26 protein-coding genes are annotated in these 26,329 nt (G+C 69.1%); 7 read left to right on the top strand and 19 right to left on the bottom strand.

What is annotated here, in order from left to right:
* Nucleotides 1-6: 6 nt before the first annotated feature.
* Both lpxC and PFX98_RS01845 read left to right on the top strand, forming a co-directional pair.
* Nucleotides 7-942 carry a UDP-3-O-acyl-N-acetylglucosamine deacetylase gene (lpxC, locus tag PFX98_RS01850; RefSeq protein ID WP_285233474.1) on the top strand — a complete coding sequence of 312 codons (936 nt, stop codon included), beginning with the start codon at nt 7-9 and terminating at the stop codon, nt 940-942.
* 3 nt (nt 943-945) lie between these two features.
* Nucleotides 946-1,128: a hypothetical protein gene (locus PFX98_RS01845; protein ID WP_285233473.1), complete on the top strand. Its 183-nt coding sequence runs from the start codon at nt 946-948 to the stop codon at nt 1,126-1,128.
* Here the strand turns inward: PFX98_RS01845 and PFX98_RS01840 are convergent.
* The 17 genes from PFX98_RS01840 to PFX98_RS01760 all read right to left on the bottom strand — a co-directional run bounded on the left by PFX98_RS01840 (nt 1,125) and on the right by PFX98_RS01760 (nt 18,192).
* The gene (locus PFX98_RS01840) at nt 1,125-2,891 is read right to left on the bottom strand and encodes an ABC transporter ATP-binding protein (protein ID WP_285233472.1); all 1,767 of its coding nucleotides are present in this window, start codon (nt 2,889-2,891) and stop codon (nt 1,125-1,127) included. The genes PFX98_RS01845 and PFX98_RS01840 overlap by 4 nt on opposite strands.
* Nucleotides 2,881-4,641, bottom strand: coding sequence for an ABC transporter ATP-binding protein (locus tag PFX98_RS01835; protein ID WP_285233471.1), 1,761 nt, complete (start codon nt 4,639-4,641; stop codon nt 2,881-2,883). The genes PFX98_RS01840 and PFX98_RS01835 overlap by 11 nt, the downstream gene beginning before the upstream one ends.
* 86 nt (nt 4,642-4,727) lie before the next feature.
* Entirely contained in the window at nt 4,728-5,579 is an 852-nt protein-coding gene (locus PFX98_RS01830; RefSeq protein WP_285233470.1) for an anti-sigma factor family protein, read from the bottom strand.
* A 16-nt stretch (nt 5,580-5,595) separates the two neighbouring features.
* Complete coding sequence (locus PFX98_RS01825) at nt 5,596-6,126, bottom strand: RNA polymerase sigma factor (RefSeq protein WP_285233469.1); 531 nt, start codon at nt 6,124-6,126, stop codon at nt 5,596-5,598.
* A 12-nt stretch (nt 6,127-6,138) separates the two neighbouring features.
* The gene (locus PFX98_RS01820) at nt 6,139-6,519 is read right to left on the bottom strand and encodes a COG4315 family predicted lipoprotein (protein WP_285233468.1); all 381 of its coding nucleotides are present in this window, start codon (nt 6,517-6,519) and stop codon (nt 6,139-6,141) included.
* 74 nt (nt 6,520-6,593) lie between these two features.
* On the bottom strand, nt 6,594-7,208 hold the full coding sequence (locus PFX98_RS01815) for a LysE family transporter (RefSeq protein WP_285233467.1): 615 nt from the start codon (nt 7,206-7,208) through the stop codon (nt 6,594-6,596).
* A 12-nt stretch (nt 7,209-7,220) separates the two neighbouring features.
* The gene (ruvC, locus tag PFX98_RS01810) at nt 7,221-7,769 is read right to left on the bottom strand and encodes a crossover junction endodeoxyribonuclease RuvC (RefSeq protein ID WP_285233466.1); all 549 of its coding nucleotides are present in this window, start codon (nt 7,767-7,769) and stop codon (nt 7,221-7,223) included.
* Entirely contained in the window at nt 7,766-8,764 is a 999-nt protein-coding gene (locus PFX98_RS01805; protein WP_285233465.1) for a phosphatidate cytidylyltransferase, read from the bottom strand. Before PFX98_RS01805 ends, ruvC begins: the two co-directional genes overlap by 4 nt.
* Nucleotides 8,761-9,390, bottom strand: a complete 630-nt coding sequence (locus PFX98_RS01800) for a lysophospholipid acyltransferase family protein (protein WP_285233464.1) — start codon at nt 9,388-9,390, stop codon at nt 8,761-8,763. Before PFX98_RS01800 ends, PFX98_RS01805 begins: the two co-directional genes overlap by 4 nt.
* A 9-nt stretch (nt 9,391-9,399) precedes the next feature.
* Nucleotides 9,400-10,539 carry a GGDEF domain-containing protein gene (locus PFX98_RS01795; RefSeq protein ID WP_285233463.1) on the bottom strand — a complete coding sequence of 380 codons (1,140 nt, stop codon included), beginning with the start codon at nt 10,537-10,539 and terminating at the stop codon, nt 9,400-9,402.
* A 74-nt stretch (nt 10,540-10,613) separates the two neighbouring features.
* Complete coding sequence (locus tag PFX98_RS01790; RefSeq protein ID WP_285233462.1) at nt 10,614-12,260, bottom strand: GMC family oxidoreductase; 1,647 nt, start codon at nt 12,258-12,260, stop codon at nt 10,614-10,616.
* On the bottom strand, nt 12,260-12,772 hold the full coding sequence (locus tag PFX98_RS01785) for a hypothetical protein (RefSeq protein ID WP_285233461.1): 513 nt from the start codon (nt 12,770-12,772) through the stop codon (nt 12,260-12,262). Before PFX98_RS01785 ends, PFX98_RS01790 begins: the two co-directional genes overlap by 1 nt.
* A gap of 10 nt (nt 12,773-12,782) precedes the next feature.
* On the bottom strand, nt 12,783-14,192 hold the full coding sequence (locus tag PFX98_RS01780; protein ID WP_285233460.1) for a coniferyl aldehyde dehydrogenase: 1,410 nt from the start codon (nt 14,190-14,192) through the stop codon (nt 12,783-12,785).
* Nucleotides 14,193-14,325: 133 nt separating this feature from the next.
* A complete protein-coding gene (purH, locus tag PFX98_RS01775) occupies nt 14,326-15,906 on the bottom strand; it encodes a bifunctional phosphoribosylaminoimidazolecarboxamide formyltransferase/IMP cyclohydrolase (RefSeq protein WP_285233459.1) in 1,581 nt (526 codons plus the stop codon).
* A 46-nt stretch (nt 15,907-15,952) separates the two neighbouring features.
* The gene (locus tag PFX98_RS01770) at nt 15,953-16,186 is read right to left on the bottom strand and encodes a Fis family transcriptional regulator (RefSeq protein ID WP_285233458.1); all 234 of its coding nucleotides are present in this window, start codon (nt 16,184-16,186) and stop codon (nt 15,953-15,955) included.
* Nucleotides 16,183-17,253, bottom strand: coding sequence for a tRNA dihydrouridine synthase DusB (gene dusB / locus PFX98_RS01765; RefSeq protein ID WP_285233457.1), 1,071 nt, complete (start codon nt 17,251-17,253; stop codon nt 16,183-16,185). The genes PFX98_RS01770 and dusB overlap by 4 nt, the downstream gene beginning before the upstream one ends.
* A 108-nt stretch (nt 17,254-17,361) precedes the next feature.
* Nucleotides 17,362-18,192, bottom strand: a complete 831-nt coding sequence (locus PFX98_RS01760; protein ID WP_285233456.1) for a substrate-binding periplasmic protein — start codon at nt 18,190-18,192, stop codon at nt 17,362-17,364.
* Between the two features lie 171 nt (nt 18,193-18,363).
* Between PFX98_RS01760 and PFX98_RS01755 the strand changes: the two genes are divergently transcribed.
* Together PFX98_RS01755 and PFX98_RS01750 are read left to right on the top strand one after the other, a co-directional pair.
* Nucleotides 18,364-18,861 carry a YqaA family protein gene (locus tag PFX98_RS01755; RefSeq protein ID WP_285233455.1) on the top strand — a complete coding sequence of 166 codons (498 nt, stop codon included), beginning with the start codon at nt 18,364-18,366 and terminating at the stop codon, nt 18,859-18,861.
* 80 nt (nt 18,862-18,941) lie between these two features.
* Complete coding sequence (locus PFX98_RS01750) at nt 18,942-20,429, top strand: carboxypeptidase M32 (RefSeq protein WP_285233454.1); 1,488 nt, start codon at nt 18,942-18,944, stop codon at nt 20,427-20,429.
* 220 nt (nt 20,430-20,649) lie between these two features.
* Here the strand turns inward: PFX98_RS01750 and PFX98_RS01745 are convergent, their stop codons facing one another.
* Both PFX98_RS01745 and PFX98_RS01740 read right to left on the bottom strand, forming a co-directional pair.
* A complete protein-coding gene (locus PFX98_RS01745) occupies nt 20,650-21,813 on the bottom strand; it encodes a patatin-like phospholipase family protein (protein ID WP_285233453.1) in 1,164 nt (387 codons plus the stop codon).
* A 127-nt stretch (nt 21,814-21,940) separates the two neighbouring features.
* Nucleotides 21,941-22,615, bottom strand: coding sequence for a phasin family protein (locus PFX98_RS01740; RefSeq protein WP_285233452.1), 675 nt, complete (start codon nt 22,613-22,615; stop codon nt 21,941-21,943).
* 217 nt (nt 22,616-22,832) lie between these two features.
* Between PFX98_RS01740 and PFX98_RS01735 the strand changes: the two genes are divergently transcribed.
* From PFX98_RS01735 to PFX98_RS01725, 3 genes are all read left to right on the top strand, one after another.
* Complete coding sequence (locus PFX98_RS01735) at nt 22,833-24,827, top strand: SDR family oxidoreductase (RefSeq protein ID WP_285233451.1); 1,995 nt, start codon at nt 22,833-22,835, stop codon at nt 24,825-24,827.
* A 117-nt stretch (nt 24,828-24,944) separates the two neighbouring features.
* Nucleotides 24,945-25,547, top strand: coding sequence for a DUF1326 domain-containing protein (locus PFX98_RS01730; RefSeq protein ID WP_285233450.1), 603 nt, complete (start codon nt 24,945-24,947; stop codon nt 25,545-25,547).
* A complete protein-coding gene (locus PFX98_RS01725; protein ID WP_285233449.1) occupies nt 25,540-26,325 on the top strand; it encodes a DUF2182 domain-containing protein in 786 nt (261 codons plus the stop codon). Before PFX98_RS01730 ends, PFX98_RS01725 begins: the two co-directional genes overlap by 8 nt.
* Nucleotides 26,326-26,329 lie beyond the last annotated feature (4 nt).

Below are 26,329 nucleotides of genomic sequence, written 5' to 3'. Positions count from 1 at the left end.
GCCATCATGCTGAAGCAAAGAACCCTCAAGTCGCTGACCCGTGCCGTCGGCGTGGGCATCCACAGCGGCCAGAAGGTCGAGATCACGCTGCGGCCCGCCGCGCCCAATACCGGCATCGTGTTCCGCCGCGTCGATCTGGCCACGCCGGTGGACATCCCGGTGCGCGCCGACACCGTCTGCGACACCCGCATGGCCACCACCATCAGCCCCGGCGGCGACCCCGGCGCGCCCAAGGTGCAGACCATCGAGCACCTGCTGTCGGCCTGCGCCGGCCTGGGTCTGGACAATCTCTACGTCGACATCAATGCCGACGAGGTGCCGGTGCTGGACGGCTCGGCTGCCAGCTTCGTGTTCCTGCTGCAGAGCGCGGGCATCGAGCTGCAGAACGTGCCCAAGCGCTTTCTGCGTGTGAAGAAGGCCGTGGAAGTGCGCCAGGGCGAGGGCAAGCGCCTGATGTGGGCCAGGCTGGAGCCACACCATGGCTACACGCTCTCCTTCCAGATCGAGTTCGACAACCCGGCGGTCTCCGCCACCGGCCAGCACTATGTGTTCGACATGGGCAGCGGCCAGTACAAGAAGGAGATCGCGCGCGCCCGCACCTTCGGCATGACCAAGGACATCGAGCTGATGCGCTCGCGCGGCCTCACCCTGGGCGGTGCGATGGACAACGCCATCGTGGTGGACGACTACCGCGTGCTGAATGCCGACGGCCTGCGCTACGACGACGAGTTCGTCAAGCACAAGATCCTCGACGCCATCGGCGACATGCAGGTGGCCGGTTATCCGCTGCTGGCGGCCTACACCTCCTTCAAGGGCGGGCATGCGCTCAACAACAAGCTGCTGCGCGCCCTGCTGGCGGACGAGAGCGCCTACGACATCGTCACCTTCGAGGACGAGGCCGCGGCCCCGCGCGGCTTCGCCGAGCTGGCGCCGGCCTGGTAAACAATGATCTTCCGCCTCCTCATCGGCCTGCTGATGGCCGCCAGCATTCTCTGCTTCGCGATGTACATCGGCACGCGCCAGGACATCTGGCGCCGCCGCGGCGTGCTCATCATCAAATGGACGGTGATCGCCGGCCTCGGCTTCTTCGCCGTGCTGGTGCTGGAGCGTCTGGCTCTGCTCCTCTAGCCCAGCTCTTCCAGCGATTGCAGCTGCACCAGGCGCTGGTAGAGCCCGCCCTCGATCGCCATCAAGTCCTCGTGCCGGCCGCGTTCCTGCAAGCGGCCATGGTTCAGCACCACGATCTGGTCGGCCTCGCGGATGGTGGAAAGGCGGTGCGCGATCGCCACGATGGTGACGCGGCCGCGCAGCGCCAGCAGCGCCTCGCTGATGAGCGCCTCGGTGGCGCTGTCGATGTTGGAGGTGGCCTCGTCCAGGAACAGGATGCGCGGCGCCGCCGCCAGCGCGCGCGCCATCGCGATCAGCTGCTTCTGGCCGGTGGAGACGCGTGCGCCACCCTCGCCCAGCAGGGTGTCATAGCCCTGCGGCAGCGTGCACAGAAAGTCGTGGATGCGTGCGGCCTTGGCGGCCTCGACGATGGCGGCCTCGCTGATGTCGCGCCCCATGGCGATGTTCTCGCGCGCGCTGGCCGCCATCAGATAGGGCTCCTGCGGCACCAGGCCCACGGCGGCACGGAAGGCCGCATCGGGCAGGCTCTGCAGCGCCAGGCCGTCGATGCGTATGCAGCCCGGCGCGCTGGCGTAGAAGCGCAGCAGCAGCGACAGCAGGGTCGACTTGCCCGAACCGGTGTGGCCCACGATGCCGATGAATTCGCCGGCCCGGATCTCCAGGCTGATGTCCTGCAGCACCGGGCGGCCGGGCGCATAGGCGAAGCTCAAGGCCTGCACGCTGATGGCGCCGCGCGTGACGCGCAGGCCGGCCTGGCTGGCGTCGTCGGCCACGCCCTCCTGCAGCAGGCTGCGCACCCGCGAGGCCGCCACCATGGACTGCTGCAGCTGGCCGAACTGCATGGTGATCTGGATCAGCGGCTCCACCACGCGCGAGATATAGCTGAGGAAGGCGTACAGCAGGCCCACCTCGACGCCCGACATCTCGCGCAGGCCGAAGCCGTAGATCACCGTCACCAGCAGCATCACGTTGAGCAGGTCGAGCGCCGGGCGCAGCAGCCAGGCATTGGCGCGCAGCTCGGCCACGCGCGAGCCCAGGTGCTGCGCGTTGATGCGGCCGAAGCGTTGCGCGAAGCGCGTGCCCGCGCCGGCCGCCTGCAGCACCGCCATGCCGGCAATGCTCTCGGCCATCTGGGCATTGATGTCGCTGCGCAGCTGGCGCGTGCGCTGCACCGCCGGCGCGCTCCAGCGTTGGTAGAGCCAGATAATGGCCACGCTGGCCGGCACCAGGGCCGCCACGATCAGCATCAGGCGCAGGTCCAGCCAGGCCATCGCCGCCATCGAGCCCAGCACCACGATGCTCGAATCGAGCATCACATAGAGCACCTGGCGGTAGAGCGTGTTGACGGCCTCGGTGTCGTTGGTGACGCGGCTCACCAGCTGGCCGGTGATGGCGCGGTCGAAGAAGGCCATCGGCAGCGCCAGCACATGGGCAAACACCTGCTCGCGCAGGCGCAGCACCGAGCGCCGCGCCACCCCGGCCATGCGCGCCAGCTGGGCATAGCGGATCCAGCTGGAGGCCCAGCCGCACAACATCAGGGTCAGCAGCAGGCCGGCCATGGCGCTCACGTCGAACTGGCGCGGCAGCAGGTACTGGTCGATATAGCGCTTGCCGAGCATCGGGCCCAGCGCCTCGAGGCCGGCGGCGCTCAGCAGCCACAGCAGGCCCCAGGCGAGCGAGCGGCGTTCCGGGCGCGCGGCCTGCATCAGCAGGCCCACGGCGGACCAGGGTGAGGGCTGTCGGGAGGGATCTTCAGAGTGCATCGATGCTGGCCTCCAGTTGCTGGTAGCGCCATTGCGTGGCGTACCAGCCGCCTTGCGCCAGCAGGCTGGCATGGTCGCCGCGTTCGGTGATGCGGCCCTGGCGCAGCACGGCGATCTGCTCGGCCTCCATCACCGCGCTGAGCCGGTGGCTGACGATGATGACGGTGCGTTCGGGGTGGCGCTCGCGCAGGGTTCGCAGATGGCCGAGGATCTGCGTCTCGGTGCCGGTGTCCACCGCCGAGAGCGCGTCGTCCAGCAGCAGGATGGGGGCCTCGCTGAGCAGGGCGCGCGCGATCGCGACGCGCTGGCGCTGGCCGCCCGAGAGCGTCACGCCGCGCTCGCCCACCAGGGTGTCGTAGCCCTGGGGCAGGGCGGCGATGTCGGCATGCACGGCCGCCAGCGTGGCGGCCTCGACGATCTGCGCCGGGCTGGCGTCGGGGCGGGCCAGCGCGATGTTCTCGGCAATGCTGGCGGAGAACAGGAAGGGCTCCTGCGGCACCCAGGCCAGCGCCTGGCGCAGCGCCGGCAGGGCGATCTGCTGCACCGGCAGGCCGCCCAGCAAGACCTGACCCCGGTCGGGCTCGAACTGGCGCAGCAGCAGGCGCAGCAAGGTGGACTTGCCGGCGCCGGTGGGGCCCACCAGGCCCAGGGTCTGCCCGGGCGCGAGCGCGAGCTCCACCCCGTCGAGCGCCGGGCGCGGGTTGCCGGGGTAGCTGAAGGCGAGCGCCGTGAAGGCGATGCCGGCGCTGCCTGACATGGCCGGCAGCGCCGCGCGGCCCTCGTCGCGCAGGCTCAGCGGCGCATCCAGCACCGGCTGCAGGCGCGCCCAGGCGGCCCGCCCGCGCTCCAGCAGCGAGAGCACCCAGCCGGCCGCGAACATCGGCCAGATCAGCTGGCCCAGGTACATGGTGAAGGAGGTCAGCGAGCCGATGCTGAGCTCGCCGCGGGCCACCAGCCAGCCGCCCAGGCCCAGCGCGATCGCCACCGCGCTGGCCAGCGTCATGCCCACCGCCGGCTCGTAGGCGGCCTCCCAGCGCTGGGCGCGGTAGGCGGCCTCGCCGGCATGGTCGGCGAGCGCGTGGAACTGCCCGGTGCTGCGCGCGGTGAGCCCCAGCGCGCGCAGCGTGCGCACCCCGCTGAGCGCCTCCTGCACATGCTGGTTGAGGCCGGAGAAGCGCTCCAGCGAGGCCTTCCAGGCCTGGTGCACATGTTCGGAGATGCGCCAGAAGGCCAGCGCCATGAGCGGGAAGGGCAGCAGCGCGGCCAGGCCCAGGCGCCAGTCCACGCCCAGCGTCATCATGGCGACCACCAGCAGCAGGGTGAGGCTGCCGTCGAAGGCCGCCAGCAGGGCCTCGCCCGCGGCCATCTCGACGGCGTCGATGTCGTTGGTGGCCAGTGCCATCAGGTCGCCGGTGCGCTCGGCCTGGAAGAAGCCCGGGCCCTGCAGGCTCAGCTGGCGGTACAGCCGGGTGCGCAGCTCGCGGCCGAGCTCGTAGGCGGCGGCGAACAGCGCCAGGCGCCAGCCCACGCGCAGCAGATAGATCGCCAGCGCGGCCAGCAGCAGCCAGGCCAGCTCGCGCAGCAGGCCGCCGCCCTGCAGCCGGTGCGCCACCAGGCCGTCCACCACCTGGCCCACCTGGCGCGGGATCCACACGGTGATGAGGGCGATGCTCAGCAGCATCAGGGCCGAGGCGGCATAGGCGCGACGATGCCTGGCCACAAAGCCGGCAATCAACTGGATCAGGGTCATGCGGGAGGGCGCTTGAGCGAGTCAGGAGCCGGATTGTGCCCGCTGCTGCTGCCAGGGCATGGCAGCAGGGCCGCTTGGCCAGGCGCTCAGCTCGCGCCCAGCTGGGCGTAGACCTGGCTGCCCAGGCGCGCCAGCTGTTCCTGCCCGAAGGGCCCGCTCAGCGCATAGCCCAGCGCCCCGTCGATCCAGTAGAAGCTGCGCGTCAGGCCGGCGCCCTGGCCCTGCTCGGCAAAGCGGAAGGCGGTGGGCGCGGCGGCCTGGCCGGCCGGAGCGACCGAGACATAGAGGGTCAGGCGTTGCCCCTGGGCCGATTCGTACATGAACTGGGCGCGCGCCGCGTTGTGATCGCCGCCGCCAGCCTGCGCCTCGCCGGCGGGCAGCAGCCGGCCGCCCATCAGCGCAAAGCCGTCGGCGCGCAGGTCCGGCACGCGCAGCGGCTGGCCCAGGCGTTTGCTGAGCCACTGCACCAGATGCTCCTGCTGGTCGGCGCCCACCTCGACCGGATGGCGGCGCTCGGGCTGGTAGAGCACATGGGCGATGGCGGCGTCGCGCACGAAGGCGGGCGTGCTGGCGCCGCTCGCCTGCGGCGGGCTGGCATCGCCCGGCCAGCTGGCGTGGCCGTACCAGCCGCCGGCCAAACCCACGGCCAGCAGGCAGGCCGCCGCCAGACCCTGGCGCCAGAACTGCGCGGCATTGGCAGCGGCGGGCGCGGCCGGCTTGTGTAGGCGGCGCAGCAGCGCCGGCGGCAGGGGCTCGTCCAGCATCTCGGCGTGCAGGCCCTGCAGCGCGGCACGCTGGCTGCGCCAGGACAGCACGCGCTGGGCGTCATCCGGGTGGCTCTGCAGCCATTGCGCCACCTCGGCGGCCTCGTAAGGCGTCAGCTGCCCGTCCACATAGGCGTGCAGGGTGGCTTCGTCCATGGTCTTGATGGTATTCATGGCGCGGCCTTGTCGTTCACTTCACCACGCGCAGGGTGGCGCCGGCCGCGGGCTGCTCGTCATGCATCAGCTTGCGCAGGCGTTCACGGGCGCGCGACAGGCGCGACATCACCGTGCCCACCGGCAGCTCCAGCACCCGGGCCGCGTCTTCGTAGGAGAGTTCTTCCACGCACACCAGCAGCAGCACCTCGCGCGCCGCCGCCGGCAGCGCGGCGAGGGCGCGCTCGAGGTCCATGCGCTGCTGCCACTGCGGCTGCGGGTCATGCGCCGGTGCGTGCTCGTCCACATATTCCTCGTAGAGATGCTGGCGCTGGTCGCGCAGCTGGGTAAGGAAGTGGCGGTGCATCAGGGTCAGCAGCCAGGCGCGCAGCGCACCCTGCCGGTCGGCCGCGCCCGCAGCGCCCAGCTCGGGCCGCCACAAGGCCCACTTGCGCGCGGCGCGCTCCAGCGTGTCCTGCAGCAGGTCGTCGGCGCGTGCCGCATCGCCCGTCAGCAAGCGCGCATAGCGCCGCAGGCGGGGCAGGTGCGGCAGCGTCTCTTCCAGCATGGGGCCAGGAACTCAGGGCGTGGCGAGGTGCCAGACCTTGTTGAAGCCGTCGCCGGTGCGATCGCCGGGCTTGGCATCCTTGCTCCAGAAGTACAGCGGCTTGCCCTTGTAGGCCCATTGCTTGGCGCCGTCGTCGCGGCTGATGATGGTCCAGTCGCCGCTGGCCTTGGCGTCGTCGGCGGCCTTGAGGGCCGGCCAGAGGCCGATGCAGGGGCCCATGCACATGCTCTTGCCGGCGCCCGCGGTATCGCGGTCGAAGGTGTAGAGCGTCATCTGGTTGGGGCCTACCAGCACGCCGTCCGCCACGCTGGCGGGCGCTGGGGCCATGGTGGCGCAGGCGGCCAGGCTGGCGGCGAGCACGAGGGAGGCAAGGGGGAACAGGCGTGCATGCATGGGCATCTCCGTTGGTGGATGCCCAGTAAACACCTGGCGGGGCCTGTTTATTCCATGGCGCCGAGAAAAAAAAGTCAGCGCGACAGCGCCAGCCTGAGTCCGAAGCCGATCAGGAACACGCCCGCCAGGCGCTGCAGCGCCTGGCCGATGGCGGGCCGCTGGCGCAGGCGCTCGCCCAGCCGGTGCGTCAGCAGCACCACCACCAGGCCGTAGGCGAAGGTGAGCGCCGCGATCGTCAGCGCCATGGCGCCGAAGGTGAGCAGGCCCTGGTGCCGCAGCGGATCGACGAAGAGCGGGAAGAAGGCCATGTAGAACACGATGGCCTTGGGGTTCAGCAGGGTGATCAGCAGCGACTGGCGGAAATACTGACTGGGCCGGATCTGCAGCACCGGTGCATCGCCCGGCTTGGCCAGCAGCATCTTCAGACCCAGCCAGCCCAGATAGGCCGCGCCCAGCCATTGCACCGCGGCAAAGGCGGCGGGATAGGCGCTCAGCAGCGCCGCCACGCCGGCCACCGCCAGCCACATCAGCACCTGGTCGCCCGCGATCACGCCCAGCGTGGCCGCCAGCCCGCCGCGCACCCCGCCCTTGCCGGTGGAGGTGATGAGGGCCAGATTGCCCGGGCCCGGGATGGCCAGGAAGATGATGATGGCGGCGACGAAAGCGCCATAGTCTGCGATGCCGAACATGGGTACTCCTGGTCAATACGTGCGTCCGCCCTTGAACTGCGCGTGCTGGCGCCGTTGCAGGGTGGTGCTCTTGCTCATGGCCTCGAAGGATACGCGCGCATGCGCATGCATGATGGCCAGGCCCAGCGCGTCGGCGGCGTCCTTGCCGGGTTCGCCGGGCAGGTTCAGAAGGCGCTTGATCATCGCCTGGATCTGCTCCTTCTTGGCATGGCCATGGCCGACGATGGCCTTCTTCATCTGCAGCGCGGTGTATTCCGACACCGGCAGGTCCTTGGACACCAGGGCGGTGAGGGCCGCGCCGCGCGCCTGGCCCAGCAGCAGGGTGGATTGCGGGTTCACGTTCACGAACACGATCTCCACCGCCGCGCATTGCGGCTCGTAGCGCGCCGTGACCTCGCGGATGCCGTCGAAGATGATCTTCAACCGCGCCGGCAGGTCGCCGGTGGCCACCGCGCTGGTCTTGATGGTGCCGCTGGCCACATAGCTCAGGCGTGGGCCGTCGGCGTCGATCACGCCAAAGCCGGTGGTTTGCAGCCCGGGGTCGATACCGAGGATTCTCATAGGGGGAGCTTGAAGTACCAACGCACGGAGTGGAAGAACACCGGCGCGGCGAAGCACATCACCGCGATGCGGTCGAGCAGGCCCACCGCGCCGGTGATGGAGCTGCGGTTGCCCCAGTAATGCACGCCGGCATCGCGCTTGAGCGCCTTCATCACCAGCGCGCCGAAGCTGCCGGCGCCGGCGGCGATGAAGGCCATCACCACCGCCTGGCCGACCTTGAAGGGTGTGATCCAGTAGAGCAGGGCGCCGACGAAGGAGGCGATCAGCACGCCGAACCACCAGGCCCGCATCGAGAAGCTGCGGCTGATGCGGCGCGCCAGCGGCCGGCGGCGCAGCTGGCTGGCGGCCAGGTACTGGGCCATCTGGCCGCAGCTCACCACCATCACCAGGAAGAACAGCAAGAAGGCGCCGCGCCCCTGGTAGCCGGGGAATTCCAGCAGCAGCAGGGCGGGCGCATGCGAGAGCCCGTAGACGCACACCATGATGCCCCACTGGATCTTGGCATTGCGCTCCAGGAAGCGCGCCGGGTCGTCGGCCATCGCGCTCACCACCGGGATGGCCAGGAAGCTGTAGACCGGGATCAGCACCGAGAACACATCGAAGTGGCGCGTGCCCACCAGCACGTACTGCAGCGGCAGGATCACGAAGAAGGCCAGCAGCAGGCTGCGGTGGTCGCCGCGGCGCGTATGCATCAGGGTGATGAATTCGCGCAGCGCGAGGAAGGAGAAGACCCCGAACAGCAGGGTGGCGCCCACCGGGCCTGAGACCCAGGCGGCCCAGAACAGGCAGGCGCCGACCCAGACGATGTTGAGCTCGTGGCGGAAGCGCTGCCAGCCTTCCAGATCGGTCTCGTCGTCCACACCGTCGTTGCGGCGCTTCAGCGAATAGACGAAGCCGACGATGCTGGCCAGCAGCAGCGCCCCGAACAGCAGCACGAACAGGAAGGCCACCTGCTCGGCGCTGTTGAGCGATTTGAGCCAACGCAGGGCGTTCATTCGCGCCACCCGCCCGGCTTCAGCGCCATCACCGCGGCGCGCGCGCGCTCCAGGAAGGCGCGCTTGTCTTCCTCGGGCTGCAGCTGCAGCGGCGCGCCGAAGGTGACGGTGCACAGGATCGGCACCGGCACGACCTCGCCCTTGGGCATGACGCGCTGCACATTGTCGATCCAGGTCGGGATCAGCTTGGCCTGCGGGAACTGCTCGGCCAGGTGGTAGAGGCCGGCCTTGAAGGACTGCGGCTCGCCGCGGTTGGAGCGCGTGCCCTCCGGAAAGATCACCAGCGAGTCGCCCTTGGCGAGCGCGTCCACCAGCGGTTCGAGCGGGTCCTCGTCGGGCGTGCTGCGGGTGCGGCTCACATAGATGGCGTTGAAGACATCCGAGGTCAGCCAGGTCTTCAGCGGCGAGCCGGTCCAGTAGTCGCGCGCCGCGATCGGGCGCGTCTGCGCGCGCAACTCGCGCGGCAGCGCCGCCCAGATCAGCACCCAGTCGAAATGGCTCTGGTGGTTGGCGAAGTAGATGCGCTGCTCCGCCATCGGCGGGCAGCCCTTCCAATGGCCCTGGGCGCCGGTGATGAGGCGTGCCAGCGCGGCCAGGAACAGGCCGGTGGAGGCGGCAAGAGACATGGGGGGATTCTAGGAGGCCTGCAGCTCCACGCGGTTGCGCCCCTGGTGCTTGGCGCGGTAGAGCGCCTGGTCGGCGCGGCGCAGCAGCTGGTCGCTATCGGCGTCCTCAGCCAGGTATTCGCTCACGCCAAAGCTGGCGCTCAGCCCGATCACGCTGCCATCGGGGCCGCTGAGCCGCATCGCCGCCACCGCGCTGCGCAGGCGCTCGGCCAGTCGCAGGCCATCGGTCGCGGCGCTGGCCTGGGGCATCAGCACCAGGAACTCCTCGCCGCCGAAGCGGCTGAGGTGGTCGGTCTCGCGCACATGGTCCTGCAATGTCTTGGCCACGGCGCGCAGGGCCTGGTCGCCCATGCCGTGGCCGTAGCGATCGTTGATGCGCTTGAAATGGTCGATGTCGGTGGCGATGGCCACGAAGGGGGTTTGATAGCGCCGCGCGCGCTCCCACTCCAACTGCAGGCGCTCCTGCATGGCGCGCCGGTTGGGCAGGCCGGTGAGCGCGTCCAGGCCGGCCTGCCGGCGCAGGCTTTGCAGCAGACGGATCGTCACCAGGAAGAAGAACAGGAAGTTGAAGGCCGCCGCGCTGACCAGGGTGAGCACCCAGGTGCTGGTGGAGATGGCGTTGGCGCCGACGATGTCCACGGGCACCCGGCGCAGGCCCTGCACCACGAAGAAGACATTCATGCCCAGCAGCGCCGCGGCGGGCAGGGTGGCGCACAGCGCGATGCGGAGGCCGAATTCCTGCACAAAGGCGGGGCGGGCGAGCCAGAAGGCGACCATCAGCAGCCCCGCATTGAAGCCGGACATGGCGGCCACCCGCGTGGGCGTGTCGCCCGGGCCGATCCACACCAGGGCCGGCAGCGCGACCGCGAGCATGCCGAGCCAGAAACCGTCGCGCGGCGGCTGGCGCAGGAACACCAGCACGCCGCGCCCGGCCAGCGCCAGGCTCAGGATGGTGGCCAGGCTCGAACCCGTGTGGGTCAGCCAGACCGGCCCATCGGGCCGCCACGCCACCAGCGCGGCCTGCCCTGCTGCTGTCAGGGAGAAGCCCAGCCAATGCAGCAGGGCGGGGCGCTCGTCGCGGTGGGTGGCACTGGCCAACGCCCACATCAGGGCATACAGGGCAAGTTGCAGGCTGGCGAGAAAACTCATGGCCGGCGGAGTATGGCAGGCGCGGGCGGGCGCTGGCGGATGGCCAAGCGGCGCCGGGCCGCTTGACTGGCCAGTTAGGCCGCCGACGCGGCCGACGCCGGCACCGCCGGGCTGTCCAGCCGCACGTCCCGCTCGGTCAGGCGCTTGGCCAGGCCGGTGGCCATGCGCGCCGCCTGGGCGTAGACGGTCAGCTGCGGATTGGCGCCGATGCTGGTGGGGAACACCGAGCCGTCGTGCACCGAGAGATTGGCGACCTGCCAATGCTGGCCGTCGGGCTGCACCACGCCCTGGGCCGGCGTGGCCGCCATCGCGCAACCGCCCATCACATGTGCGCTGCCGATGGTGGTGATGTAGGGCTCGTAGGGCAGGGCCAGGATGGCCTCCCGGGCCTGGTGCCAGCTCTGGTAGTCCTGCGCCTGCTCATGCGCCGGGCGCACGCTCTTGGCACCGGCGGCGAACTGGATCTCCACCATGCTGAGGTGGGCGCGGCGCGCGCCATCCAGCAGGTAGCCGTTGATCGGATAGTCCAGCACCGGGCTGCCGTCGCTCTTGAGTTCGACCACGCCGCCGCCGGCCTCGGGGTGGAAGCCGTCGCGCAGCAGGCCGATCAGGATGCTGGTGTGCGGGAAGGTCTTGGCCTTGTCCACCAGGGTCCGGCCCATGCCGCCCAGATTGGTCATTGCAAAGCCCGGGTGCACCGGTGCGGTCTCGAGCTTGTAGCCGATCGCGCCGTCGATCGGCTGGGTGCGCAGGAAATGATCGGAGAACACCGCCAGCGGCGCGCCGGCCCAGCCCTGCACCGGCTCGGGCATGACGGCGCTGCTGGCCACGGTGGGATGCAAAAAGGTGCGCCGGCCGAGCAGGTCGTTGGGGTTGGGCAGGCCCGAGCGCATCATCAGCGCGGGCGAGTTGATGGCGCCGCCCGCCACCACATAGTGCTTGGCGGTGATGCGGAAGGCGGGGCCGGCGTGGCTGCCGTCTGCGTGCACGGGCTGGCACAGCAGGCCGCTGATCTGGTTGCCCTTGAGCTCGAGCTTGTCGGCGCGCGTCTGCACCATCAGCGTGGCGCCCAGGTCCAGCGCCGTCGGGATGGTGGTCACCAGCATCGACTGCTTGGCATTGGTGGGGCAGCCCAGGCCGCAGGAGCCCAGGTTCCAGCAGCCCTTGACGTTGCGGTGGATGGTGGGCGCCTTGATGCCCAGCTTCAGCGCGCCGCGGCGCAGCACGCTGTTGTTGGCATTCGGATCGGTGAGCCATTCGCTGATGTTCAGGCGCGCCTCGACCTGCTCGAACCAGGGCTTCATGGCCTCGGCACCGCATTCCTTCAGGCCATAGATGTCGACCCAGTAGTTCAGCGTCTCCTCGGGGGTGCGGAAGGCGCCGGCCCAGTTCACCGTGGTGGAGCCGCCCACGCAGCGCCCCTGCAGCACCGGCATGGCCTGGTCGGCGGTCTTGCGGCCGCCGCCCTCTTGGTAGAGCTGGGCATAGGCGTCGGCCTCGAGCTGGCGAAAATCGCTGCTGGACTTGAGCGGGCCCTCCTCGACGATGGCGATCTTCAGCCCGGCCTTGGCCAGCAGCTCGGCGGTGATGCCGGCGCCGGCGCCGCTGCCGACGATCACCACATCGCAGTCCAGCGAGGTGGGCAGGGGGCCATGCTTGCCTCCCAGCACCTTCCAGCCGCGTGCCAGGCCTTCTTTGATCGGGTCAACAATGCTGCTCATCAGGGAATCTCTCTCGGTCCGGGGTAGCCCACCAGCTGCCAGCTGGCCGCGTTGCTGAAGAACACCAGGCTGCTGAGGTCGCGCAGGGCGTGATAGATCTGCTGATTGAGCCCCAGGCTGGACAGGCTCATGGCCTGCAGGCTGGCCTGCACATCGGCCACCGAGGCCGCGGCCCAGTCGCTGGTGAGGCCGGTCAGCGCCAGGCGCCCGCCGCTGCTGGTGAGCAGCGACAGCAGCTGCGAAAGCTCGCCGCGCAGATGCGGGGGGAAGCCGGCGATATTGGCGTCCAGCTGGTCGAGGTGCGCGGCGAGCCGCGCCTCGCGCGCCGCCGCCTCGGCGGGCAGCAGGCCGTCGAACACCGCCAGCGCCACGGCGCGCATCAGCTGGCGCGCGGCCGGGCTGAGCTTGCCGTCGGCGAGCAGGCCAGGTTTGAGCAGGGCCAGGCTGCCGCCGGCCACCGCCAGCACCACGCCGGAGGCGATGCCCAGCTTGAGAAGGCTGCGTCTTTTCATGGCGTCATCATCAGACAATCTTTTTCAACAGGCCCAGCAGGCGTTCGAAGGTCTTGCCGTAGGGAGGATAGAACAGCTTGGTGCCGGCAAAGGCCGACTGGATGAAGACGGGCTTTTCCTTGCTGAAGGTGCGGAAGCCCCAGTCGCCATGGTAGGAGCCGATGCCGCTGGCACCGACGCCGCCGAAGGGCTGGTCTTCCTGGCCCAGGTGCCAGATGCAGTCGTTGATGGTGACGCCGCCGGCATGGGTCTGCTCCAGCACGCGCTGCTGCACCGCAGCGTCGCGGCCGAACCAGTAGAGCGCCAGCGGGCGGTCCATGCGGTTGATGAAGGCGAGCGCCTCGTCCAGCGAGTCGTAGGGCACGATCGGCAGCAGCGGGCCGAAGATCTCGTCCTGCATCACCGTCATCTCGGGCGTCACGCCCAGCAGGATGTGCGGCACCAGCTTGCGGCCGCTGACCTGCTCCTCGTGCGTGGTGATCAGCTGTGCGCCGCGCGCCTTGGCATCGGCCAGCAGGGCCAGCAGGCGCGCATGGTGGCGCTCTGTGGCGATGCTGGTGTAGTCGGGGTTGGCATCCAGGGTCGGGTAGAGGCGGCGCACCGCGGCCGTCAGCTCGGCCACCAGGGGCTGGACCAGGGCCCTGGGCACCAGGGCGTAGTCGGGGGCCACGCAGGTCTGGCCGGCGTTGAGCAGCATGCCGAAGGCCAGGCGCTGGGCCGTCAGCTTGAGGTCGCAGGAGGGGTCGACCAGGGCGGGCGACTTGCCGCCCAGCTCCAGCGTCACCGGGGTCAGGTGTTGCGCGGCGGCCTGCGCCACCAGCCGGCCCACCGCGGTGGAGCCGGTGAAGAACAGGTGGTCGAAGGGCAGGTGGCTGAAGGCGCGGCCGACCTCGGCATCGCCGGTGATGACCTGCATTTCCTCGGGCTTGAAGAACTCGGCCACCATCCTGGCCATCAGGGCCGAGGTGGCGGGCGTCAGCTCCGAGGGCTTGATCATCACGCGGTTGCCCGCGGCCAGCGCCGCCATGGCCGGGGCCATGGCCAGGTAATAGGGGTAGTTCCAGGGCGAGAGCACGCCCACCACGCCCAGCGGTTGCGGCATCAGGCGGTTGCTGGCCGGCAGGAAGTGCAGGGCGGTGGGCACGCGCTTGGGCTTCATCCAGCGGCGCAGATGGCGCAGCGCGTGCTTGGCGCCGGACTCGACGGTGAAGACATCGGCCAGCAGGGTCTCCTGGCGCGCCCGGTTGCCGAAATCCTGCGAGATCGCTGCCGCCAGCTCTTCCTCATACTTGGCCGTCATGGCCCGGACGCGCTGCAGGCGGTCCTTGCGCACCGCCAGGCTGGGCATCATCTCGGCGCGGAAGGCCGCGCGCTGCTGCTCCAGAGCCAGGTGCAGGCGTTCTTGCAGGGACTGGTCCATCTCGTCGTCTCCTTGGGGTTCGCCCGAGGCTAACCGCAGAAGAGAGATGTAACCAGCGTGTAGTCCCTGAGATAGAGGGGTGCGTCTAGTCGCGGGGGGCGCACAGGCCGCGGGGCCTGTGCTTGCTCCGCACTCAGTGGCGGAAGTGGCGCACCCCCGAGAACACCATCGCGATGCCGCGTTCGTTGGCGGCGGCGATCACCTCGTCGTCGCGCATCGAGCCACCCGGCTGGATCACGCTGGTGGCGCCGGCGTCGACCACCACGTCCAGGCCGTCACGGAAGGGGAAGAAGGCGTCGCTGGCGACGGCCGAGCCCTTCAGCGTGAGGCCGGCGTTCTCGGCCTTGATGCTGGCGATGCGGGCCGAGTCGATGCGGCTCATCTGGCCGGCGCCCACGCCCAGCGTCATGCCACCGGCGCAGAACACGATGGCATTGCTCTTCACGTACTGGGCCACGGTCCAGGCGAACAGCAGGTCCTGCAGCTCCTGCGCGGTCGGCTGCTTGGTGGTCACCACCTTCAGGTCGGCGGCCTTGAGGAAATGGTTGTCGGCGGTCTGCAAGAGGATGCCCGAGCCCACGCGCTTGCTGTCCATCGCGTTGCGGCCCTGCAGCCAGGGGGTATCGCCGCCCGGGGGCAGGGCGATCTCGAGCAGGCGCACATTCACCTTGCCGGCGAAGATGGCGCGCGCTTCCTCGGTGAAGGCGGGGGCCATCAGCACCTCGACGAACTGCTTGGAGACCAGCTGCGCGGCCGCGCCGTCCACCGGACGGTTGAAGGCGATGATGCCGCCGAAGGCGCTGGTGGGGTCGGTCTTGAAGGCCTTGCCATAGGCCTCGGCCGCGTCCGCGCCCACCGCCACGCCGCAGGGGTTGGCATGCTTGATGATGACGCAGGCGGGGGCCTCGAAGGCCTTCACGCATTCCCAGGCGGCGTCGGCATCGGCGATGTTGTTGTAGCTCAGCTCCTTGCCCTGCAGCTGCTTGCCCGTGACGAGCGAGCCGGGGGCGGGGAAGAGGTCGCGGTAGAGCGCGGCGCTCTGGTGCGAGTTCTCGCCATAGCGCAGGTCCTGCACCTTGACGAAGCAGCTGTTCATCTGGCCGGGATACTCCGACAGGCTGCCGTCGTCCTGGCGCGCGCTCAGGTAGTTGCTGATGGCCGCATCGTACTGGGCGATGCGGTTGAAGGCGGCCACGCTGCAGGCGAAGCGGGTCTTGTCGCTGGTCTTGCCCGCGCTCTTCAGCTCGGCCAGCACGCCCGCGTACTGGCCGGCGTCGGTCAGCACGGTGACGTCCTTCCAGTTCTTGGCGGCGCTGCGCACCATCGCCGGGCCGCCGATGTCGATGTTCTCGATCGCGTCTTCCAGCGTGCAGCCGGGCTTGGCCACGGTGGCCTCGAAGGGGTAGAGATTGACCGCCAGGATGTCGATCATGGCGATGCCGTGCAGGGCCGCCGCAGCCATGTGCTCGGGCAGATCGCGGCGCGCCAGCAGGCCGCCGTGGATCTTGGGGTGCAGGGTCTTGACGCGGCCGTCCAGCATCTCGGGGAAGCCGGTGTGCTCGGCCACCTCGGTGACCGGCAGGCCGGCATCGGCCAGCAGCTTGGCGGTGCCGCCGGTGGAGAGCAGGCGCACGTTCAGGGCGTGCAGCTCCCGGGCGAATTCGAGGATGCCGGTCTTGTCGGAGACGGAGATCAGGGCGGTCAGTTGAGACATGGTGGGCTCGCTAGGTTGTGATTCGGTTCGTTGCCGCAGGGCTGGCTTACAGCATCTGGTGGTCGCTGAGCTTGCGGCGCAAGGTGTTGCGGTTGATGCCCAGCCATTCGGCGGCCTTGCTCTGGTTGCCGTCGGCGTGCTGCATCACCACCTCCAGCAAGGGCTTCTCCACCAGCTTGATCAGCATCTCGTGCATGGAATGCGGCTCTTCGCCGTCCAGGTCGCGGAAATAGGCTTCCAGGTTCTCGCGCACGCAGGTTTCAATCGGTTTGGGCGTCATGCTTGTTCTTCTGAGTATTCGTCGTTGGCCGCGTCAGCCGTCAAGGCATGCGCGGGCAGATACGGCAGGCGTTCGTGCTGCTCGGCGAGGGCGCCGAACCAGTCGCGCATGGCCGCGATCTGTGCCTCGCAGCTCTGCAGCGTGTTCATGTGCTGGCGGAAGGCCTCGCCGCCGGGCAGGCCGCGCAGGGCCCAGCCGATGTGCTTGCGCGCGGTGCGCATGCCGGTCAGCTCGCCATAGAGGCTGTAATGGTCGTGCAGGTGCTCGAGCAGCCAGGCCTGGGCGTCCTGCACGCGCGGCGCCGCCAGCTCCGCGCCGGTGGCCAGGTAATGGGCGATCTCGGCAAAGATCCAGGGCCGGCCCTGGGCGGCGCGGCCCACCATGATGGCGTCGGCGCCGGTATGGGCCAGCACCTGGGCGGCCTTGGCGGGCGAGTCGATGTCGCCGTTGGCCACCACCGGGATCGCCAGCGCCGCCTTCACCGCGGCCACCGTGTCGTATTCGGCAAAGCCCTTGTAGCCCTGCTCGCGGGTGCGGCCATGCACCGTCACCATGGCCACGCCGGCGGCCTCGGCGGCGCGCGCCAGCAGCAGCGCGTTCTTCTCGGTCTCGCACCAGCCGGTGCGCATCTTCAGCGTCACCGGCACGCCATGCGGCTGGGCGGCACGCACCACCGCCTCGATGATTTCCAGCGCCAGCGGCTCGTTCTGCATCAGGGCCGAGCCGGCCCATTTGTTGCACACCTTCTTGGCCGGGCAGCCCATATTGATGTCGATGATCTGGGCGCCGCGGTCGATGTTGTAGGCCGCGGCCTCGGCCATCATGGCGGCGTCGGTGCCGGCGATCTGCACCGCGATCGGCGCCGCCTCGCCCTCATGGTTGGCGCGGCGCGAGGTCTTCAGGCTGTTCCACAAGTCCTTGCGCGAGGTCACCATCTCGCTCACCGCATAGCCCGCACCCATGCGGCGGCACAGCTGGCGAAACGGCCGATCGGTCACACCCGCCATGGGGGCGACGAAGAGCCGGTTCGGCAACGCGTAGGGGCCGATGCGCAGGGGGGAGGACATGGGGGAGGGCCGGGCGTGGCAATCGATGCGATTGCTCAAAAATGAGGCAGGAGTATACCTTCCCCGCGGCCCCTCGCGGCCCGCTCGCCGCGCGCCCGCTGCGCGGCACTACGGCGCCTGGTTCTGCTTGCGCCAGAGCTGGATGCTCTTGTCGATCAGGCCGTTCATCAGCTTGGGATCGCGCGCGAGCTTGTAGAGCGCACGCGCCAGCCGGCCGCGCAGCTCGGGCGTGTTGCAGGCCGATCGGTGCGAGAGCGTCAGGTAGAGGTTCTCGTTCGCCACCGGGGGCGCGAGCTGCTTGATGTCGGCAATGCCCATCTTGGCCAGAAAGGCCTCGCCGGGGCTGTCCTCATAGACCAGGTAGTCGGCGCGGCCGCGCTGCAGGATCTGGATCGCCTGTTCCAGGCTGGCCACCTGGGTGATCTTGAGCGTCTCCTTGGCGTAGCGGTCGAACTCCTCGCCGAAGCTGTTGTTGATCACCGTCACGCCCTGCAGGCCGACCAGATCGCCCCAGCGGCGGTAATTGAACTTGGCGCCCTTGCGGGCCCAGATCACCGAGCGGGTCTCGCGGAAGGCCGGGTGGAAGTAGTCCATGTACTCGGTGCGCGGCTGGGTGAAGAAGGCGCCGGCGATCAGGTCCAGCTTGCCGGCGCGGGTCTCTTCCTGCACGCGGCCCCAGGGGCCGACATAGCGCACCTCGATGGGGATGGCGATCTCCTTGGCCAGCCACTGCATCAGCTCGGTATTGGCGCCGATCAGGCGGCTCTCGTCTTCCGGGTCGCGCCACAGATAGGGCGGGTACTGCGGATTGCCCGAGGCCTGCAAGACCTTGCAGTTTTCGATGGCTTGCGCCGCCGCCGGTGCTTGCGCCAGCGCGGCAGCCGCGGCCAGGGCCAGCCTCGACAGCCAGCCTGCGCCCGACACTTTGGACCCCAACATACCCGACCTCACCGTCAACGTCGCTCTTGTGGTGCCGCCGCTTGCTGCGGCAGCCCTGGCGCACTGCTTTGACTCCCCTTGCCCCAGGCTCCCGACTCTGGCCGCCGCGCGGGCAGGGCACAAGTGCAAGGTCTTACAGGCATGGCATGGCTGCCACCCATAATCTTAGGGATGGAAGCGTGGTTGGAACAGCTGGTTTTCGCGATGTTGACAGCGCTGGCGCTGCCGCGCCTGGGGCTGGCGGCGATCTTCATCGTGTCCTTCATCTCCGCCACCCTGCTGCCGCTGGGCTCGGAGCCGGCGGTGTTCGGCCTGGTCAAGCTCAACCCCAGCCTGTTGTGGCCGGCCATCGCGGTGGCCACGCTGGGCAACACCCTGGGCGGCGCCGTCACCTGGGCGATGGGCTATGGCGCCGAGCGCGCCTACGAGCACCGCGCCCACCATGCGCCGCCGCATGCCCGCGCGCTGCGCTGGCTGGAGCGCTTCGGCCCCAAGGCCTGTCTGCTCAGCTGGCTGCCCCTGGTGGGCGACCCGCTGTGCGCGGTGGCGGGCTGGCTGCGCATGCCCTTCTGGCCCAGCCTGGCCTATATGGCGCTGGGCAAGTTGCTGCGCTATGTGGTGATGACGGTGGGCCTGCTGTGGTTTTTCCCCGGGCAAATTCACGCCTGAGAGCTCCCCCGCTTGGGTGGCCTTTGTCCGCCCCCGGCGCCAGGCGACACAATGCCGCCACCTTCAACGCCCTCACCATCATGAGCACGACCACCGCTTACGACGACCTCTGCCGCCGCCACGAGCGCCAGCACCGCCTCGCCCATCTGCAGTCCATCGCCTCCTGGGATCAGTCCGCCAACATGCCCGCCAAGGGCAACGAGGCACGTTCGCTGGCGCTGGCCGAGATGGGCGGCCTGCTGCACCAGCTGGCCACCGATGGTGCCCTCAAGGAATTGCTGGCGCGCGCCGAGGGCGAGGCGCTGGACGAGGTGCAGCGCGCCAATCTGCGCGAGATGCAGCGCGCCTGGCGCGCCTCCAACGCACTGCCGCAGGCCCTGGTGGAGGCCAAGTCGCTGGCCAACTCGCGCTGCGAGCATGCCTGGCGCAGCCAGCGCCCCGCCAACGACTGGGCCGGCTATGTGGAAAACCTGCGCGAGGTGGTGCGCCTGCACCGCGAGGAGGCCAAGTTCCTGGCCGACAGCAGCGGCCTGGGCCTGTACGACGCGCTGATGGACCAGTACGAGCCCGGCATGCGCGCCGCCGAGGTGGACCGCGTGTTCGGCGACCTGCGCAGCTGGCTGCCCGGCCTGATCAGGGACGTGCAGGCCAAGCAGGCCCAGGAAACCACGCTCCAGCCGGTGGGCCCCTTCTCCAAGGCGGCGCAGCGCGCGCTGGGCCATGACGCGATGCAGCTGATGGGCTTCGACTTCGAGGCCGGCCGCCTGGACGAGAGCGCCCATCCCTTCTGCGGCGGCGTGCCCGAGGACGTGCGCATGACCACGCGCTACCGTGAAGACAGCTTCATGCAGAGCCTGATGGGCACCATCCACGAGACCGGCCATGGCCGCTACGAGCAGAACCTGCGCCGCGACTGGCTGGGCCAACCGATCGCCAACGCGCGCTCGATGGGCCTGCACGAGAGCCAGAGCCTGTCCTTCGAGATGCAGCTGGGCAGCCACCCGGCCTTTGCAAGCCTGCTGCGCCCCCTGCTGGTGAAGCATCTGGGCGACCAGCCGGCCTTCGAGGAGGGCAATCTGCACCGCCTGCTGACGCGCGTGCACCCGGGCTATATCCGCGTGGACGCCGACGAGGTGACCTACCCGGCGCATGTGATCCTGCGCTACGAGATCGAGCGCCCGCTCATCGAGGGCCTGATCGAGGTGGACGACATCCCGGCGCTGTGGGACGCCAAGATGATGGAGCTGCTGGGCCTGGACACGCGCGGCAACTACAAGGACGGCTGCATGCAGGACGTGCACTGGGGCGGCGGCCTGTTCGGCTACTTCCCCTGCTACACCCTGGGCGCCATGTATGCGGCGCAATGGTTCGCGGCGATGCGCCGCGAGATGCCGGACCTGGACGCGCGCATCGCGCGCGGCGAGCTGAGCGCCGTGTTCGACTGGCTGAACGCCAAGATCTGGAGCCAGGGCAGCCGCTACGAGACCCCCGAGCTGGTGCAGCGCGCCAGCGGCGAGACGCTCAACCCGGCGCACTTCAAGGCCCATCTGCAGAGCCGCTATCTCTGAGGGGCTGAGTAAAAGCAAACAAGGCACCGAGGGCTCTCGCCCTGGTGCCTTGTGCAGCGCTCTTGGTCTCTACTCCTCGAGTGCCTTTTTTTCCTTCTTCCTCAACGACGGCCTTGCTTGCTCGGCTGCCTTGGTTTGAATTCTGCTGTGCGGCGCCGCGCTCGGCAGCCCCTCATGTGCTGGGGCTGCGGGGGCGGTTCGTGATCTGCATCACGCCGCGTCATGTCGCCAGCGGCAGGTAGCGCGCTTCCAGGCTGCTGAGGGCGCGATCCAGCCGCACCAGCGCGCGCGCGGTGCGGCCGGCGCCGGGCAGTTCGGGTGGCAGCAGGCGGCGTTCGTTGTCCAGCAGCATGGCGGTGCGCAGGCGCAGGCCATGGCCGGCCAGGGTCTCGCCCAGCTCGGGCGCGCGTTCCAGCAGCTTGGCGCGCGTGGTCTGGTAGGCATGCTCGGCCAGATGGCGGCGCTGCGCATAGCTGAAGGTATTGGCCAGGAACAGCTCGGCGTCGCGGTGGTCGGGCTCGAACAGCAGGATGTCGGTCTCGGGGTGGCTGCGCGCATAGCCCTTCATGCCCAGCTCCAGGCGCGAGTGGATCAGCGAGCGCAGGGTCTGGCTCAGCACCACCGGCAGGCCGCCGTCCACCAGGCGCGGAATCCTGGCCCTCTTGGCAAAACCTGACCCCGCGGCCTGGGGGTTGGACTCGTAGGGCACGAGCGGATTCAGGCAGATCAGCAGATCCAGCCCCTCCTCCAGCAGCACCGAGGCGTGGATGGTCTTCTTCAGCGCGCCGTCCACGTAATGGCGGCCGCCAATCTCCACCGGCGGGAACAGCCCCGGCAGGGCGGCGCTGGCCTGCACCGCGCGCGAGATCGGCACATGGTCGAAACCCGGCATGCCGAACGGAATCGATTCGCCGCTGTCCAGATCGGTGGCCACCAGCACAAGGCGGTGCTTCAGGGCGCGGAAATCGTCGCTGCGGCCGGGCAGGCTGAACTGCTTGTGCAGTTGCGCGGCTAGCGCGTCGCCCGAGAGCAGGCCGGTGGGCAGGGCGCGGCCGAGGCGCTCGAAGGCGCCCAGCAGCGAGCGGCCCTGCACGGCGGTCTGCCAGATCGCGCCGCCCACCAGGCGCGGCAGCTTGCGCAGGCGCGCCAGGTATTCGTCCCAGGCCGGGTGCAGCAGCACCGTGGGGTCGAAGCTGTCGGGCGGCTCCAGGCTGTTCTCGATGAAGGCCGCGCAGAGCTGGTGCGGGGTCAGGCCATTGATTAGGCCGGCCGCGATGAAGCCGCCGGCGCTGACACCGATGTAGCTGTCGCAGGCGGTGAAGTCCAGGCCTTCGACCGCCTCCTCGATGGCGCAGAGCGCGCCGATCTCGTAGATCGCCCCCAACGGCCCGCCACCCGCCAATGCCAGACCGACGCGCGCCTTTGTTTCCTTCGTCTTGTTGTCAACGCGAGGCGGGCGGGCGGAGCGGCGGCTGGGCATGCGGTACTACGGGACTCGAGGGGCTGCTGCTTCAGGCTTGCGGGCTGGCGGCCTCGGCGGCGGGCGCGGTCTTCTTCGCGACGGCCTTCTTGGCGGCGGCCTTCACGACCGCTTTCGCCGGGGCCTTCACCGGAGCCTTCGTCGGCGTTTTAGCGGCGGCCTTCTTGGCAGGCGCCTTGGCGGCCACCTTCTTGGCGGCGGGCTTGGCAGCGGCCTTCTTCGGCGCGGCAGCCTTCTTGGCCGGTGCCACGCCGACCGCCACGCTGAGCGCGTCGATGCGGGCGATCAGCGAGTCGATGTCCTTGGCGCTGGGCACGCCCAGGCGGTTCAGCGCGCGAGCCACGCGCTCCTCGAAGATGGACTCCAGCTTGTCCCAGTGCTGGCCGGCCTTGGCGCCGACATCGCCGGCCATGCCGGTGACCTTGCTGGCCACGGCGCTGAGCTTGGTCTCAGCGGCGGATTGGGTTTTCTTCTGCAAGTTCAGGCCCTCCTTGACGAGCGCTTCGAACACCTTGCCGCCTTCACCCTGCGCCTTGGAGAACGCGCCCAGGCCGGCGGCCCAGATCTGTTGCGCCGAGTCCTTCACCGCCTGCGCGAGGTGGTTGTCCAGCAGGCCGGCGGGCAGGGCACCGCCCAAGGCATCGGCGAAGCCATTGCCGGCGGCAGGCTTCTTCTTGGCGGCGAGTTTTTGCAGCTTCTTGACCATGAGTGAGTCCTTTGATGGGGTGGCGCCACCGGGCGCTTGATGCGCGGTGTGCAGGCTTCACTATAGGGCCGGCGCTCAAGGATTGGGCGCGCAAAGCTAGTGCGTGGCCTCTATCCAGCGGCGGCTTGGGGAAAGCGCGCAGCAGGTGCGCGCGCGGAATCGACAAGAATCAGAGCGATCATCCAGGGTTAGACAGTCCAACAGATCAGGAGACAGCATGCAGTACTTCGTCACGGGTGCCACCGGCTTCATCGGCAAGCGTTTGGTCAAGAAATTGCTCACACGCCGCGGCAGCACGGTGTACTTCCTGCTGCGCCAGGAGAGCGCCGAGAAGCTGCCCGAACTGCTGGAGTACTGGGGCGTGGCCAAGACCCGCGCGATTCCGGTCTATGGAGATCTCACCGCCAAGAAGCTGGGCGTGAGCGCCGAGCAGATCAAGGCGCTGAAGGGCAGCATCGACCATGTCTACCACCTCGCCGCGGTCTACGACCTCAAGGCCGATGAGGAGAGCCAGATCCGGGCCAATATCGACGGCACCCGCAGCATGGTGGAGTTTGCCCAGGCCATCGATGCCGGCCATGTCCACCATGTGAGCTCGATCGCCGCCGCCGGCCTCTACGAGGGCGTGTTCCGCGAGGACATGTTCGATGAGGCCGAGAACCTCGATCACCCCTACTTCAGCACCAAGCACGAGAGCGAGAAGATCGTGCGCAAGGAGTGCAAGAAGCCCTGGACGGTGTACCGCCCGGCCATGGTGGTGGGCGACTCCACGACCGGCCAGATGGACAAGATCGACGGGCCCTACTACTTCTTCAAGCCGATCCAGCGCCTGCGCCAGATCCTGCCGCCCTGGATGCCCTCGATCGGCCTGGAAGGCGGGCGCGTCAACATCGTGCCGGTGGACTTCGTGGTGGATGCGCTGGACCACATCAGCCACCAGCAGAAGAAGAGCGGCGGCTGCTTCCACTTGGTGGATCCGGTGGGCTACCGCGTCGGCGACGTGCTGGACATCTTCTCCAAGGCCGCGCATGCGCCGAAGATGAATCTGTTCGTCAACGCCGCGCTCCTGGGCTTCATCCCCAAGAGCGTGAAGAAGGGCCTGATGGCGCTGGCGCCGGTGCGGCGCATCCGCAACGCGGTGATGAAGGACCTGGGCCTGCCCGAGGACATGCTCACCTTCATCAACTACCCGACCCGCTTCGACTGCCGCGAGACCGAGGCGGCCCTCAAGGGCTCGGGTGTGGCCTGCCCGAACCTGAAGGATTACGCCTGGCGCCTGTGGGACTACTGGGAGCGCCATCTCGACCCGGACGTGCTGATCGACCGCAGCCTCAAGGGCACGGTGGCCGGCAAGGTGGTGCTGGTGACGGGCGGCTCCTCGGGCATCGGCCTGGCAGCGGCGATCAAGTTCGCCGAGGCCGGCGCCATCACCCTGATCTGCGCGCGCGACGAGGTCAAGCTGGCCGAGGCGGTGAAGGAGATCAAGGCCGCCGCCGGCAAGGAGGCGCAGGTGCACAGCTTCTCGGCCGACATCGCCAACGAGGAGAGCTGCGCCGCCATGGTGGCCTGGATCAACGAGAACTTCGGCGGCATCGACTTCCTCATCAACAACGCCGGCCGCTCGATCCGCCGCGCCATCGAGAGCAGCTACGATCGCTTCCACGATTTCGAGCGCACCATGCAGCTGAACTATTTTGGTTGCCTGCGTGTCACCATGGGCCTCTTGCCCGGCATGGTGGCCAAGCGCAAGGGTCATGTGGTGAATATCTCCAGCATCGGCGTGCTCACCAACGCGCCGCGCTTCTCGGCCTATGTGGCTTCCAAGGCGGCGCTGGATGCCTGGACGCGTTGCGCCTCCAGCGAATATGCGGACCTCGGCATCACCTTCACCACCATCAACATGCCGCTGGTGCGCACGCCCATGATCGCGCCCACCAAGATCTACAACAACGTGCCGACGCTGGCGCCCGAGGAAGCGGCCGACATGATCGCCCAGGCCTGCATCAGCAAGCCGGTGCGCATCGCCACCCGGCTGGGCATCACCGGCGAGCTGATGCATGCGCTGGTGCCGCGCGTGGCCCAGATCGTCATGAACACCAGCTTCCGCATGTTCCCCGACAGCGATGCCGCCAAGGGCGAGAAGGGCGGCAAGCCGCAGCTCTCGGCCGAGGCGATCGCGCTGCAGCAGATGATGCGCGGCATCCACTTCTAAGACCCCTAGAGTGCAGGGGCGCGGCACTGGTTGCTGCGCCGGCCCGGGCGTAGCATCGCCAGGCCCTGTCGCGGTCGCGGCGCGGCGTGCGAAGCAAGGCAAGGTAAGGGGGTTTCCATGGGCTACCACCTCGAAGGGCGTTTGCTGGAGGTCTGCAACTGCAAGGTGCTGTGCCCTTGCTGGATCGGCGAAGACCCCGATTTCGGGACCTGCGACACCATCGTCGCCTGGCGTGTCGACAAGGGGCTCATCGAGGGCGTGGATGTCAGCGGCCTCACCATCGCCGCCGTGGCCCATGTGCCCGGCAACATCCTGCAGGGCAACTGGACGGCGGCCATCTTCGTCGACCAGAACGCCAGCAAGGCCCAGGAAGACGCCTTGCTGAAGGTCTACACCGGCCAGGCCGGCGGGCCGGTGGCCGATCTGGCCAAGTTGATCGGCAAGGTGGTATCGGTGGAGCGTGCCGACATCAAGTTCACCGTGCAGGGCGGCAGCGGCAAGCTGGAGATCGGCACGGACTACTACGCCGAGCTCGAGCCCTATGTGGGCGCCAGCGGCGCCAAGACCACGCTGGCCGAGACGGTGTTCTCCACCGTGCCGGGCGCGCCGGTGTACGTGGGCAAGGCGCCCAGCTACCGCTCCAAGAACGCGGCCCTGGGCATAGACCTGAACCTGAAGAACCACAACGCCCTGCAGAGCACCTTCGTGTTCGATGCCTGATGCCCGGATGGCGCGCCACCGGCGCGTCCTCGTGCCCCTGCTGCTGGCCCTGGCCGCGCTGGCCTGGGCGGCGCTGTGGGCCTGGGCGGCCAGCCCCTATGGCCGCTATCTCGAGCATGGCGAGTGGGGCGGCGAGGGGCCGCTGGCGCAGCTGTGTCGCGCCGTGCCCGGCGCCACCTGGCTGCTGCATGGCCTGGCCTGGGCGCTGATGATCACGGCGATGATGCTGCCCACCACCTTGCCGCTGTTCGATGCCTTCGCGCGCGTCAGCGACGGGCGCGCCGACCGGCCGCGCCTGCTGGCGCTGCTGGGCCTGGGCTATCTGGCGGTCTGGGGCCTGTTCGGCCTCGCCGCCCATGGCCTGCAGGAGTTGCTGCTGGCCGGCGTGGACCGCCTGCCCTGGCTGGCCTGGAATGCCTGGGCCGTCGGCGCGCTGAGCTTTGCCCTGGCCGGCGCCTTCCAGTTCAGTGCGCTCAAGCACCGTTGCCTGGACAAATGCCGCACGCCGCTGAGCTTCGTGATCGAGCATTGGCGCGGCCGCCACCCGGCGCGCCAGGCCTTTGCGCTGGGCGCCCACCATGGCCTGTTCTGCGTGGGCTGCTGCTGGGCCCTGATGCTGCTGATGTTCGTGGTGGGCATGGGCAATCTGGGCTGGATGCTGCTGCTGGCCCTGCTGATGGCGATCGAGAAGAACCTGCCCTGGGGGCGCCGCATCAGCGCGCCGCTGGGCCTGGCCCTGCTGGGCGGGGCGCTGTGGATCTTGCTGGCGCATCTGTGATGCC

This window comes from Paucibacter sediminis (genome assembly GCF_030254645.1).
Taxonomy (GTDB): domain Bacteria; phylum Pseudomonadota; class Gammaproteobacteria; order Burkholderiales; family Burkholderiaceae_C; genus Paucibacter_B; species Paucibacter_B sediminis.
The sequence above is the reverse complement of the archived record's forward strand: the minus strand, read 5'-3'. Positions and strand labels throughout refer to the sequence as shown.